The organism is Pseudomonas sp. GV085 (assembly GCF_003050925.1).
In the GTDB taxonomy this organism is placed as follows: Bacteria; Pseudomonadota; Gammaproteobacteria; order Pseudomonadales; family Pseudomonadaceae; genus Aquipseudomonas.
Genome location: NZ_QAOV01000007.1, coordinates 77,842 through 90,655, shown reverse-complemented (window position 1 = coordinate 90,655; position 12,814 = coordinate 77,842). Strand labels below are relative to the sequence as shown.

General features: G+C 55.6%; 13 protein-coding genes. 7 read left to right on the top strand and 6 right to left on the bottom strand.

The window, feature by feature from the left end; genetic code table 11:
* Positions 1 to 192: 192 nt before the first annotated feature.
* The 4 genes from C8K63_RS16305 (at position 193) to C8K63_RS16290 (ending at position 5,564) form a co-directional block, all read left to right on the top strand.
* Positions 193 to 1,536: an MFS transporter gene (locus C8K63_RS16305; RefSeq protein WP_108217657.1), complete on the top strand. Its 1,344-nt coding sequence runs from the start codon at positions 193 to 195 to the stop codon at positions 1,534 to 1,536.
* Positions 1,537 to 1,581: 45 nt separating this feature from the next.
* On the top strand, positions 1,582 to 2,328 hold the full coding sequence (locus C8K63_RS16300) for a nitroreductase (protein WP_177413252.1): 747 nt from the start codon (positions 1,582 to 1,584) through the stop codon (positions 2,326 to 2,328).
* Positions 2,325 to 3,977: an AMP-binding protein gene (locus C8K63_RS16295; protein ID WP_108217656.1), complete on the top strand. Its 1,653-nt coding sequence runs from the start codon at positions 2,325 to 2,327 to the stop codon at positions 3,975 to 3,977. The genes C8K63_RS16300 and C8K63_RS16295 overlap by 4 nt, the downstream gene beginning before the upstream one ends.
* 279 nt (positions 3,978 to 4,256) lie before the next feature.
* Positions 4,257 to 5,564 carry an OprD family porin gene (locus tag C8K63_RS16290; protein WP_108217655.1) on the top strand — a complete coding sequence of 436 codons (1,308 nt, stop codon included), beginning with the start codon at positions 4,257 to 4,259 and terminating at the stop codon, positions 5,562 to 5,564.
* A 331-nt stretch (positions 5,565 to 5,895) separates the two neighbouring features.
* On the opposite strand, the gene C8K63_RS16285 is transcribed toward C8K63_RS16290, so the two are convergent.
* On the bottom strand, positions 5,896 to 6,252 hold the full coding sequence (locus C8K63_RS16285; protein ID WP_108217654.1) for a hypothetical protein: 357 nt from the start codon (positions 6,250 to 6,252) through the stop codon (positions 5,896 to 5,898).
* Positions 6,253 to 6,347: 95 nt separating this feature from the next.
* Complete coding sequence (locus tag C8K63_RS16280) at positions 6,348 to 6,500, bottom strand: DUF4406 domain-containing protein (RefSeq protein ID WP_108217653.1); 153 nt, start codon at positions 6,498 to 6,500, stop codon at positions 6,348 to 6,350.
* A gap of 199 nt (positions 6,501 to 6,699) precedes the next feature.
* Between C8K63_RS16280 and C8K63_RS16275 the strand changes: the two genes are divergently transcribed.
* From C8K63_RS16275 to arsJ, 3 genes are all read left to right on the top strand, one after another.
* Entirely contained in the window at positions 6,700 to 7,056 is a 357-nt protein-coding gene (locus tag C8K63_RS16275) for a metalloregulator ArsR/SmtB family transcription factor (protein WP_108217652.1), read from the top strand.
* Between the two features lie 74 nt (positions 7,057 to 7,130).
* Positions 7,131 to 8,135, top strand: a complete 1,005-nt coding sequence (locus C8K63_RS16270; RefSeq protein WP_108217651.1) for an ArsJ-associated glyceraldehyde-3-phosphate dehydrogenase — start codon at positions 7,131 to 7,133, stop codon at positions 8,133 to 8,135.
* Positions 8,136 to 8,144: 9 nt separating this feature from the next.
* Positions 8,145 to 9,380 carry an organoarsenical effux MFS transporter ArsJ gene (gene arsJ / locus C8K63_RS16265; RefSeq protein ID WP_108217650.1) on the top strand — a complete coding sequence of 412 codons (1,236 nt, stop codon included), beginning with the start codon at positions 8,145 to 8,147 and terminating at the stop codon, positions 9,378 to 9,380.
* 83 nt (positions 9,381 to 9,463) lie between these two features.
* Here arsJ and C8K63_RS16260 read toward each other — a convergent pair whose 3' ends face one another.
* From C8K63_RS16260 to C8K63_RS16245, 4 genes are read right to left on the bottom strand one after another with little or no spacing between them, the layout of a single operon-like run.
* Positions 9,464 to 10,228 carry an ABC transporter ATP-binding protein gene (locus C8K63_RS16260; protein WP_046031503.1) on the bottom strand — a complete coding sequence of 255 codons (765 nt, stop codon included), beginning with the start codon at positions 10,226 to 10,228 and terminating at the stop codon, positions 9,464 to 9,466.
* A 16-nt stretch (positions 10,229 to 10,244) separates the two neighbouring features.
* Positions 10,245 to 10,955: an ABC transporter permease gene (locus C8K63_RS16255; RefSeq protein WP_108217649.1), complete on the bottom strand. Its 711-nt coding sequence runs from the start codon at positions 10,953 to 10,955 to the stop codon at positions 10,245 to 10,247.
* Entirely contained in the window at positions 10,952 to 11,680 is a 729-nt protein-coding gene (locus tag C8K63_RS16250; RefSeq protein WP_108217648.1) for an ABC transporter permease, read from the bottom strand. Before C8K63_RS16250 ends, C8K63_RS16255 begins: the two co-directional genes overlap by 4 nt.
* 55 nt (positions 11,681 to 11,735) lie before the next feature.
* Complete coding sequence (locus C8K63_RS16245) at positions 11,736 to 12,518, bottom strand: transporter substrate-binding domain-containing protein (protein WP_108217647.1); 783 nt, start codon at positions 12,516 to 12,518, stop codon at positions 11,736 to 11,738.
* Positions 12,519 to 12,814 lie beyond the last annotated feature (296 nt).

The following is a 12,814-nucleotide window of genomic DNA, read 5'->3' as shown; positions in this document are numbered from 1 at the left end:
GGTCAAACAGAACGATGTCGTAGGGCATAGGCCACAGCAAGCCCAACTCCTACGATGCGACGCAGGTAGCCCAAGTGTCGCATCTCAAGCAGACCACCGAGTCTTCAACCGGTGCGTTCTCCTCCTCGATATGCCTCCAAGACTAGGCGCCTAGCATTTCACAAACAAAAACAAGATCGAAGGAGACGCGATATGCAGCCGGTAAACGTTTATGCACTCGCGGTTGAATCGAAGTTCAACCGCTTCCATGGGCTCATTCTATTTTGGTGTGTCCTCATTCTGATAATTGATGGCTATGACCTTGCTGTAGTCGGTGCAGCCCTTCCGGCGATCATGAAGGAAATGAACATTGATCCAACCAGCGCCGGCATCATGGCTGGTTCAGCGCTCTTCGGAACGATGCTCGGAGCGATATTTCTTGGGACGCTAGCTGACCGTATTGGGCGTCCCAAGATGATCGCAATCTGTGTGGCCTTGTTCAGTATTTTCACTGCTGGGGCTGGTCTCACCAGTGACCCGATTAGCTTCAGCATTTCTCGCTTCATCGCGGGCCTTGGCATCGGCGGCGTACTGCCAATTTGCACCGCTCAGATGGGTGAGTTTTCTCCACTCAAACTCCGTACGCGCCTGGTGACCCTCGTTTTCGCGGGGTACTCCGTGGGCGGTATTTTGGTTGCACTAACTGGCAAGCAACTCATTGAAAGTCACGGCTGGCAGTGGGTGTTTTATGTGGCACTGCTGCCAGTGCTTCTGATTCCTATGATCCTAAAGACCATGCCTGAGTCCATAGGCTATCTGCTGAAAAACGGACGTCACGATGAGCTACGGGCTATTGCTCGCAAGATAGACCCTACTCTCATGATCGACAAAAACACGGTGATGACCGGAAACGCCAGTGTATTGGATAAACAGGAAGCGCCAGTTCGTAACTTGTTCAAGGAGGGTCGAGGCTTTAGCACCGTAATGATTTGGGCGGCGTTCATGACGGGGCTGTTCATGGTGTACGCCCTTAACTCCTGGTTGACCAAGCTTATGGCGATGGCTGGATTCAGTCTTGGCTCTGCGTTGAACTTTGTGATTGTTTTCAATGTGGGGGCCATCGCCGGTGCAATTGGCGGAGGATGGTTGAGCGACAAGCTAAACATCAAACACGTGCTGGTCTGCTTTTATATCGTCGGAGCAATGGCTCTAACAATCTTGGGCTATACGCGCTCAACAACTTTGCTGTTTCCAGTGGTGTTCACTGTCGGGGCATCGACTCTTGGTACCCAACTGTTGGCCTATGCGTACGCCGGGGATTTCTACCCGTCATCGATTCGTTCAACCGGCGTGGGTTTCGCGTCTGGTGTAGGAAGAATTGGCGCTATCGTCGCCCCCGTCCTCATCGGTTGGCTGGTATCACTAAACCTTCCGCTTGAGAAAAACTTCATGGCCATCAGCCTTGCTGGTCTTATTGGCGCTGCCGCAGTCACCATGATTAACCAGTCCCGCGCAGACTCGACTCAAGTCAGAAAGGCCCCAGCCCTGTCTAGTTAATACCATGATGCATCCGTCTGTAACTGAATCCGTGGACTCTAACGCATGAAAATGAATCGCTTATCCCAACCGCCAGTATCGTCTGAACTGCTTAGCCAAACGGTTGATTGGGCGATAGCTTCACGACGCAGCATTCGGGCTTTTTTGCCCACGCCTGTACCACGCGAAGAAATTGAATCGATCCTTGATATCGCTCGATTCTGCGCAACGGGAGTGAACATGCAGCCTTGGCGCGTCCATGTTGTCACTGGAGAAGCAAAGACTCGTCTTTCATGCGCCATCGCGGAAATTGACAACGATCCGTCACTCAGCAACCACCTTGAAGACGCATACGAATATTACCCACGCGAATGGACTTCACCCTACGTGGATCGGAGAAGGCAAGTAGGCTGGGAGCTCTACGGATTGCTGGGAATCGAGAAGGGTGACAAGCAGCGAATGCATGCGCAACACGGCCGCAATTACCGTTTCTTTGACGCGCCAGTCGGCTTGATCTTCACCATTGATCGAGTGCTAAAGGAAGGGAGTCTCCTCGACTACGGAATGTTTCTGCAGGCCGTGATGGTGGCAGCACGAGGGAGGAAGTTGCACACCTGCCCGCAAGCCGCCTTTTTGAAATATCACCGCGTTATCTCGCAATCCCTTGCGATCCCCGCTGATCAAATGCTGGTTTGCGGAATGAGTCTTGGATACGCCGACGAGACCAGTATTGAGAACACCTTGGTTACTGATCGGGAGCCGGTGAGCGCGTTTTCCACCTTTCATCACAATAATAAGGAGACAACACCATGAAGCCTGGTGCTTATGAGAATGGGCTTGATCACTGCAAGGCAAACTATTTGCCCCTGACTCCCCTTGGATTTCTGGATCGGGCAGCACTTGTGCACCCGGATCGGATAGCGGTAGTTCATGGAGAACTTCGCAGAACCTGGAGTGAAACTCGCGAGCGGTGCTATCGACTCGCCTCAGCACTTTCCAAAAAAGGCATGGGTGCGGGAGACACCATTTCAATTCTGTCTCCCAATACTCCTGCCATGCTCGAAGCCCATTTTGGGATCCCTCTCTGTGGCGCGGTACTGAATACAGTTAACTACCGCCTGGATGCAGAAGGCGTGGCATTCATACTTCGCCATGGGGAATGCAAGCTCCTCTTGGTAGATCGAGAGTTTGCAGCACTGGCCGATGCCGCGCTTGAACTCCTGGAGCACCGTCCGTTGGTCATCGACATCAATGACCACCTGGCGCCCATTTGCAAAAGCATTGGAGACATCGATTACGAGACCTTGATTTGTAGCGGTAGTCCAGATTTCGAAGGGGTTTGGCCAAGCGATGAGTGGCAGCCGATAGCGCTCAACTACACCTCAGGTACAACCGGCGATCCGAAGGGTGTCGTCGCCAGCCATCGCGGCACTTACCTCATGAGTATGCTGCAGATGACTAACTGGCCGCTTTCTCGGGCTCCTCGTTACCTGTGGACACTCCCTATGTTCCACGCTAACGGATGGTGTTTTACCTGGGCGATCACTGCGGCGGCCGGCACGCATGTGTGCCTGAGAAAGGTTTCCGCAGAGACGGTGTTTGAGTCGATAGATAACCATGGCGTCGACCACTTCTGTGCGGCGCCTATTGTTATGGCCATGATTGCGAACGCCGCAGACCGTCCTGCGCTTAAAACGCCGGTACGAGTGCTGACTGCCGGTTCCCCACCTCCGGCCAGCGTACTCAACGCCGTAGTCTCACGAGGCTTCGACGTTGACCACGTTTATGGAATTACTGAAGTTTCCGGCACCCCGATCAGCTGCGTATGGCAAGACGGTTGGGACGATTTGACACCGAGTGAGCAGGGCGCTTTTCGTGTGCGCCAAGGGGCTCGTGCAGCAGCCTTCGAAGGCTTGATGGTCGCTGACTCCGAAACGATGCAGCCAGTTCCAAAGGACGGCCAAACAACGGGTGAGCTGCTGCTCAAGGGCAACACCGTTATGATGGGTTATCTGAAGAATGAAAGCGCAACCCGAAAAGCCTTTGAAGGCGGCTGGTTTCATACTGGTGATGTAGCCGTTGTGCACCCCAACGGTTATGTACAAATTACCGACCGTTGCAAGGACGTCATTATTTCTGGAGGGGAGAATATCTCGTCCGTAGAGATCGAAGAAACCATCCATTGTCATCCAGCTGTTTTACATGCTGCAGTCGTCGCTCAGCCTGATGACAAATGGGGGGAAGTCCCGTGCGCGTTTGTCGAACTAAAAAGTGGTATTGAGCTTCCCACCGAGGCAGAAATAATTGTGTTCTGCCAGAGCCGTCTTGCTCGATTCAAATGCCCTCGCAGAGTGATTTTTACAGAGTTGCCAAAAACCGCAACCGGGAAAATCCAGAAGTTTTTACTTCGAGAGCAAGCAGGCAGTCGCGATGCAATTGTCCGTTTGGCTTCAAATTGCTAAGGCGTGTTCAGCTCACCCCAAGGGGAACTGAATTGTTTAGTATGGATGAAAACTTTGGTTCGCAGATATAACTCGCACGGTGCTGCCAATTAGGTAGTCAAAAATCATACGCACTGCAAACAAACAAAAGTTGCCTGAAGGGTTGAGCAATTTGCGCATATTCAGTTGATGAATTCGCGTGAGCGAACTCTGCGTGGGATTCGTGTGTGTTGCGTTGGCCTGGAAGATTTCCTTGTTGCTTCTGTTACTTACAAATATAAAAAAATCGGAGCGTTATAAGTGAGCGTAAAGAAAGTTTCTGCAACTTTGCTGTTTGGCAGCATTGCCCTGAGTAGCCAGGCGTTTGCTGACTTCCTGAGTGATAGCAAAGCTGCCTTGGGAATGAGGAGCTTCTACTTCAATAACGACAACCGTGATGGCACCGCTGCACCTTCGAAAACCGAAGAGTGGGCGCAAGGTTTCATGTTGGACTTCAAGTCGGGATATACCGAGGGTACCGTTGGTTTTGGTGTTGATGCCCTGGGGTTGCTGGGCATTACCCTGGACACTGGCAAGGGACGACACGTCGGCAGCTCTATGATTCCCTCGGACAGTGACAACCGCGCCGTCGACGAGTGGAGCCGGCTGGGGCTGACCGGAAAAGTCAAAATGTCGAAGACTGAACTGCGCTACGGCACCTTGATTCCGAAACTTCCGATTCTGGTCGCCAACGATGGGAGGGTGCTTCCACAAACCTTCGAGGGCGGCCAAATCACCTCGAGCGAGTTCAAGGATCTGACCCTGACGGGTGGGCGAATTGAACATGCAACAGGTCGCGGTTCAACGGATCAGACGGGGCTGGCCGCTATGGGCGGTACGCGTGAAAGCAACCAGTTCGACTTCGTCGGGGGCGACTGGAAAGTCACCAGGGATCTGACGGCTCAGTACTACTATGCCCATCTCGAGAACTACTATAACCAGCAGTTTTTCGGACTGATTCACACGCTTGCGTTCTCGGACAATCAATCCCTGAAAACCGACCTGCGTTACTTCAAAACTGACTCGTCAGGTGAAAACAGCTCCGGTACATCAGGTTACAGAATCAGTGGCTTCACCGAAAACGGTGATGGCGTGATCGACAACCGTCTCTGGAGTGCTGCATTGATTTACAGCCTTGGCGCCCACGCATTTACTGCGGGCTACCAAAGCGTTTCGGAGGGTAGCAGCTTCACCCAGCTCAACCAGGGTAGTTTGGTGGATAAAGGCGCCGCAGGCAGCAGCTTGTACCTGTACACAGACCGTCTGATCCAGAGCTTCACCCGCGCAGGGGAACGTACGTCATTCGGTCAGTACGCCTATGACTTTGCCGCCCTGGGTGTCCCTGGCCTGAAAGCCTCGGTCATGTACCTCTCCGGGGACAATATCAAGACGAGAACCGGCGACAATCAGAAAGAATGGGAAAGGGATATCTTTCTGGACTACGTCGTTCAATCCGGTGCACTTAAAAACGTGGGTTTCGGCTGGCGCAATGGTAAATCCAATAGCGAAGCCGCCCGTGATCAAGACCAGAACCGGGTGTTTGTGAGCTACAGCATTCCACTTCTCTAAGAGCGCAGCATAAGCGTATCGCGCTCATTTCGAGAGTTCTGAACGGGTCAATTTACCTCTGCGCCGACACGTCCTGTTGACGCCGACGCCGAATTGACCCACGTGCCGAGTCAAGACTGACTCACCTCTAAATCTGCACAAATCCCGCATAGGAAAAGGTTCGAGAGGAACAGACAGGCTCAGTGACATCTCGGCGACTGGGTCAATTCGGCATCGGTGCCAACACACCAGGACGTATCCAGTGCGGCTTTCAAGGTCGGCTATGAAAGTCCATCGCAGTTCAGCCGTGAATACTATAGCGGCTGACTTTGAAGGGGAGGGGGGAATGGCGTTACTTGAGGGCAGACGCAGAGATTTTAGAGTAAGTGTCGACATCAGTTGTGGCAAGAAGGCAGCGGCCATCCTTGAATTTTGCGTAGAAAGTTATTTCCTTTTCTTTGTCACATAGCCACCAGCCCGCAGCCAGTCCAACCGGACCTAAAAGCAATGCTCCAGCCAGGCTCCATCGAATAACGCTGCCTTTCTTATTAACTATTTCCTCGGTTGCTGTTTCTAAAGTTTCCAGTTTTGAAAGGGGTATCTTTATTTTAAGGGAAGGTTTTACTGCGGATTTCAAAATGAACAGTCCAGATTGAAATTCAGCATCACCTGTCAGAAAGTCACCGGATATCACCGTTATCTTCGACATGGTGTTCCTCTCCTGATCAGGTTTAGCCAGCTGATCACTGGGCTCCAAAGGTCTCTGTCAGTCAATCGGCTTACGACAAAAGGTGAGACCGACAGTCACCCCATCGATACCGGATCCTGGTCATTCACAACCGTCATGCCGAGGCGGTCGGCGATCAGCACTTCCAGTCGTGCGCCTTTCGAATGCGCCCAGCCAGGGAGCGTGGCCACGGTGTCGCAGTCCATCAGGGCGTCGATGTCGAGGCGCATGCAGTGGTACGAAGTCCAATCGCTTTGATGTATTGGTTTGCAGTTGTCTCTTTACGTTGCATACGGTAATCCATATATGCGATAAACCGTATATGAGCCGAGGCTTCACAATGACCGGCAAAGCCCGTGTCCTCCTTCACGAAATTCATGAGCGCATCAAGATGTTCGTCTTGGTCAAAAACAAGCACTGAGAACCGATATGGCTGACCATCTGACACCGACCACTGTTTTCAAATGCCTGGCTGACGACACTCGGGTGCGCACGATGATGCTCATCACCCGTGAAGGAGAGTTATGTGTTTGCGAGCTGACCTGCGCGCTGAACGAGAGTCAGCCAAAAATCTCCAGGCACCTCGCACAACTGAGAACTTGTGGCCTGTTGTCGGACCGCCGGCAAGGCCAATGGGTCTATTACCGACTGCACCCGAATCTCCCGGATTGGGTTCATCAAGTGCTGACAACGGTGCTCGAAAGCAACAAGCACTGGTTAAGTCCTGATGCCAAACGCCTTGAAGAGATGGGCGACCGTCCTGAAAGGGCACTCGCCTGTTGTTAAAGCCAGGTCGACTACATCGGCCAGTTCGAGATCCAGTCGAACGCCCACTGACAACAAATACAGAGCACAACAACATGACTATCAAAGTTGGCATCAATGGTTTTGGCCGGATCGGTCGCCTCGCGCTGCGGGCCGCCTGGAGCTGGCCAGAGTTTGAATTCGTGCAGATCAACGATCCGGCAGGGGACGCGGCGACCCATGCGCACCTGATCAACTTCGACTCGGTGCATGGCCGTTGGCACAATGAAGCCAGCACCGAAGGCGACAGCGTCGTCATCGACAATAAGCGCATCAAGGTCACGGCCAACAAGGCGATTGCCGACACCGACTGGTCGGGCTGCGATCTGGTGATTGAAGCCAGCGGCAAGATGAAAACCGTGGCGGTGTTGCAGGCCTACCTGGACCAAGGCGTGAAGCGTGTGGTGGTCTGTGCACCGGTCAAGGAGCAGGGCGCCTTGAACGTGGTGATGGGCGTCAACCAGCACCTGTTCGACCCAGCGCAGCACCGCATTGTGACCGCCGCCTCCTGCACCACCAATTGCCTGGCGCCAGTGGTGAAAGTCATCCACGAAAAGCTGGGCATTCGCCACGGTTCGATCACCACCATCCACGACCTGACCAACACCCAGAGCATCCTCGATCAGCCGCACAAGGATCTGCGCCGTGCGCGTGCGTCCGGGATGAGTTTGATTCCAACCAGCACCGGCTCGGCCACCGCCATTGCCGAAATCTTCCCGGAGTTGCGCGGACGCCTGAATGGTCACGCGGTACGGGTGCCACTGGCCAATGCATCGCTGACCGATTGTGTCTTTGAAGTCGAGCGTGCCACCACTGTGGAAGAAGTGAATCAGTTGCTCAAGGACGCTTCCGAGAACGAGCTCAAAGGCATCCTCGGTTTCGAGGTGCGTCCGCTGGTGTCCATCGACTACCGTACCGACCCGCGCTCATCGATCATCGATGCGCTGTCGACCATGGTCATCAACGGCACCCAGGTCAAACTTTATGCCTGGTACGACAACGAGTGGGGTTATGCCAACCGCACTGTCGAACTGGCGAAAATGGTCGGTCTAGCGGTCTGAGGAGCGGTCATGAAAGCGTTGTCAGCCCTCGCTCCGCAAGTGCGGCAGTACCTGCTCGTGACAGGCAACTACTGGGCCTTCACCCTCACCGACGGCGCCTTGCGCATGTTGGTGGTGCTGCACTTTCACGCGTTGGGCTACAGCCCACTGCAAATCGCGGCGTTGTTTCTGTTCTACGAACTCTTTGGCGTGATCACCAACCTGGTGGGTGGCTACCTCGGCGCCCGGCTGGGGCTGAACCGAACCATGAACATCGGGCTGGGCCTCCAGGTCGCGGCGCTGCTGATGCTGACGGTTCCGGTGGCCTCGCTGACCATCCCATGGGTGATGGGCGCGCAGGCGCTGTCGGGGATTGCCAAAGACCTGAACAAGATGAGCGCGAAAAGCTCGATCAAGCTTCTGGTTCCGGATGGGCAGCAGGGCAAGCTCTACCAGTGGGTGGCAATCCTCACCGGCTCGAAGAACGCGCTCAAGGGTGTCGGCTTCTTTCTTGGTGCAGCCTTGCTGGCCTTGATCGGCTTCAAGGGCGCCTTGCTGGCCATGGCCGGTGTCCTGGCGCTGACCTGGATCAGCAGTTTGATCCTGTTGAAGAAGGATCTGGGCAAAGCGAAAGCCAAGCCAAAGTTTCGCGACATCCTGTCCAAGAGCCGGGCGATCAATATCCTCTCGGCGGCGCGGATGTTCCTGTTCGGTGCCCGCGATGTCTGGTTCGTGGTGGCCTTGCCGGTGTACCTGAGCGGTGTCTTCGGCTGGGACTTCTGGCAGGTTGGCGGCTTCCTGGCGGCCTGGGTGATTGGCTACGGCATCGTGCAGTCCTTCGCACCCCACATCACCGGCAAGAAGCGTGGACACGTACCGGATGGTCGTGCGGCATTTCTGTGGGCGCTGGCACTGGCCGGTCTGCCGGCGGCCATTGCTCTCGGGCTGAACACCGGGCTGTCGCAACAGGGGGTGCTGCTCGGCGGATTAATGGTTTTTGGTGCGTTGTTCGCAGTGAATTCGTCGCTCCACAGCTACCTGATCGTGTCCTACGCCAAGGAAGATGGTGTGTCGCTGGATGTGGGGTTTTATTACATGTCCAACGCCATGGGGCGCCTGATCGGCACGGTGCTTTCCGGTTGGGTTTATCAGGTGTATGGGCTGGGGGCGTGCTTGTGGCTATCGAGCGCGTTCGTACTGCTCGCAGCCTTGATTTCCATAGGTCTGCCCAAGCATTCTGTGTCGCTACTTGACGACGTAGTTTAGGGTTTTCCGAGGGCGGCTATTGAGTGGCCTTTGAGGGAGCCAGCGCCTTCGAGCGACCCTGCGGTTGCTCGAAGGCGCTCTGGTTACTTCAGGTTGCCGCTGAGGAACTGCTGCAGACGCTCACTTTTAGGGTTGCCCAATACGTCCTCGGGCGCACCCTGTTCTTCGACTCGCCCCTGGTGCAGGAACAGCACCTGGTTCGATACTTTGCGCGCGAAGCTCATTTCGTGGGTCACCATGATCATGGTGCGGCCTTCTTCGGCCAGCCCCTGGATCACCTTGAGCACTTCGCCCACCAGTTCCGGGTCCAGGGCCGAAGTCGGCTCGTCGAACAGCATGATCTCCGGCTCCATGCTCAAGGCGCGAGCAATGGCGACCCGTTGCTGCTGACCACCCGAGAGAAACGCCGGGTATTGATCGGCCACCCGTGCCGGCAAACCGACCTTGTCCAGGTAGCGCCGGGCGCGATCCTCTGCGTCCTTCTTGCTGACGCCCAGCACCCGGCGTGGGGCCATGGTGATGTTCTCGAGCACGGTCATGTGGCTCCACAGGTTGAAGTGCTGGAACACCATCGCCAGGCGAGTGCGGATGCGTTGCAGTTCATTGGCGTCGGCCACGCGCATGCCGTGGCGGTCATGGACCATTTGAATCGGCTGGTTGTCCAGGCTCATGGCGCCGTCATTGGGCGTTTCCAGGAAGTTGATGCAACGCAGAAAGGTGCTCTTGCCCGAACCACTGGCGCCAATCAGGCTGATCACATCGCCGGTCTTGGCGTTTAGCGAAACGCCCTTGAGGACTTCATGGTTGCCATAACTTTTGTGCAGGTTTTCAACGGTCAGTTTGTACATGAACAAGCATCCTGAATTAGTGAGCCGGGCCGAGGAAAGACAACCAACGGCGTTCAGCCAGGCGGAACAGACCGACCAGAGAGAAAGTGACTGCCAGGTAGATCAACGCGGCGATGCCGAACGACTGGAAGGTCAGGAAGGTCGCCGAGTTGGCGTCCCGTGCGACTTTCAGGATGTCCGGGATGGTCGCGGTGAAGGCCACGGTGGTCGAGTGCAGCATCAGGATCACTTCGTTGCTGTAGTACGGCAACGAGCGACGCAAGGCCGATGGCATGATCACGTAGGCATACAGCTTCCAGCCGGTCAGTCCGTAAGCCTTGGCCGCTTCGACTTCACCGTGGGCCATGCTGCGGATTGCCCCGGCGAAAATCTCCGTGGTGTAGGCGCAGGTGTTCAGGGCGAAGGCCAGGATGGTGCAGTTCATCGCATCGCGAAAGAACGCGTCCAGCACAGGCTGGGCACGCACCGCGGCCAGGCTGTAAATGCCGGTGTAACAGATCAGCAGCTGAATATAGAGTGGAGTACCCCGAAACAGATAGGTGTAGAACTGCACCGGCCAGCGCACCCAGACATTGCTCGAGACCCGGGCAATCGACAGCGGGATCGACATCACGAAGCCGAAGAAGATCGAGGCACTGAGCAGCCAGAGGGTCATGGCCAGCCCGGTGATGTGAGTGCCGTCCTGGAACAGGAAAGGTTTCCAGTATTCCTGCAGTAGTTCGATCATCGCACGGCCTCCCGGGTGCCTGCGGCGTAGAAGATTTCCATCCGGCGCAAGACGTAGTTCGAAACGGTGGTGATCACCAGATAGATCAAGGCGGCCAGAATCAGGAAGAAGAACAGCTGATAGGAGCTCTTGCCCGCGTCCTGGGCCACCTTGACCAGATCGGCCAGGCCAATGATCGACACCAGCGCGGTGGCCTTGAGGATCACCATCCAGTTATTACCGATGCCCGGCAGGGCAAAACGCATCATTTGCGGGAACACCACCAGGCGAAAGCGCTGAGCGCGGGTCAGGCCGTAGGCGGTAGCCGCTTCCATCTGCCCTCGCGGTACGGCGAGAATCGCGCCACGGAAGGTTTCGGTGAAATAAGCCCCGTAGATGAAGCCCAGGGTAATGACCCCGGCGCTGAACGGGTTGATTTCGATGTATTCCCATTCCATGAAATCGGTAAACGAGGTCAGCCAGGTTTGCAGGCTGTAGAAGATCAGCAGCATCAGCACCAGGTCCGGCACCCCGCGGATCAGCGTGGTGTAGGCCTGCGCAGGGACGCGCAGCAGTGCCGATTTCGAAAGCTTGGCGCTGGCGCCGATCAGGCCCAGGCCAACGCTCACCAGCAAGCACAGAAAGGATAATTTGACAGTCATCCAGGAGCCTTGCAGCAACAGCGGGCCGAAGCCTTTAAGGCTGAAGCCTGACAGCCCCAGAATCATCAAGAGGTTTTCTAGCATTGGGCAGCCCTACATCGATCAAAAAAGTGCCCATCCGGAAATGGGCGCAGGGTGATTATTTGCCGCTGTAGAGATTCAGGTCGCCAAAGTGCTTGCGCTGGACGGCCGCATAGGTGCCATTGTCGTGCAGTGCCTGGATACCTTTGTTCAGCAAGGCCTGGAGCTCGGCGTTGCCTTTGGTCAGGCCCACCGCGGTTTTGGCTGGCAGCAGGGGGCTTTCGACCGGCTCGCTGACCTGGAAGTCGGCGCCTGGCGGCGACTTCAGGAAGCCCAGTTCGGCTTGCAGCATGTCCTGGATCCCTGCATCGAGACGTCCGGAGATCAGGTCAGCGTACACCTGGTCCTGGTTGGCGTAGGCCTGGGTCTCTACCCCGGCCTTGTCCAGCACGGCCTTGGCGTAGGCTTCCTGGATGGAGCCTTGCTCGTAGCCGACTTTCTTGCCCTTGAGGGAGGCCGGGTCGGTGCCGATGGCCACGCCTTTCTTGAATACCAGCGCGGTCGGGCCAGAGAACAGCTCGTTTGAGAAGTCGATGACTTTCTCGCGTGCTGGCGTGACGGTCATGGAAGAGATCACGCCGTCGAACTTGTTGGCCTTGAGGCCGGGAATCATGCCGTCGAAGTCGCTTTCGACCCACTTGCACTTGACCTTCAGCTGCGCGCAGATCGCGTTACCCAGATCGATATCGAAGCCCACCAGGCTGCCATCGGCGGCCTTGGATTCGAACGGCGCATAAGAAGGGTCGACGCCAAAGCGCAACTCCTTGTACTCCTTGGCCAGCGCAGAACCGGCAGCCACACACAAAGCCAATGCAGAAAGGGTGAGAAATGCTTTTTTCATTGTTTTATTCCCTGGGACCATCGAAAGCGCTTGTGACGCAAGAACACGGGTACTGCTTGGCAATATGTCTTATGCACACGCAGATACTTGTACAGACAAGCATATGCAATCACCCGGCCAATTCGCGGATTTTGCATCTGAGAAAGCGCGTACAGCGCTCTGGGATGGGCTTTGCAGGCAAGTTAGCGCAGGGAGGGAGGCAGCCTGCGAGGCTGTTACCAAAGCAGGTTTTTACACACGAATGGGGTATGCGGTAACAAAGTGTGAGATTCAGGACGCCGGCTTTCCTGGCTCAA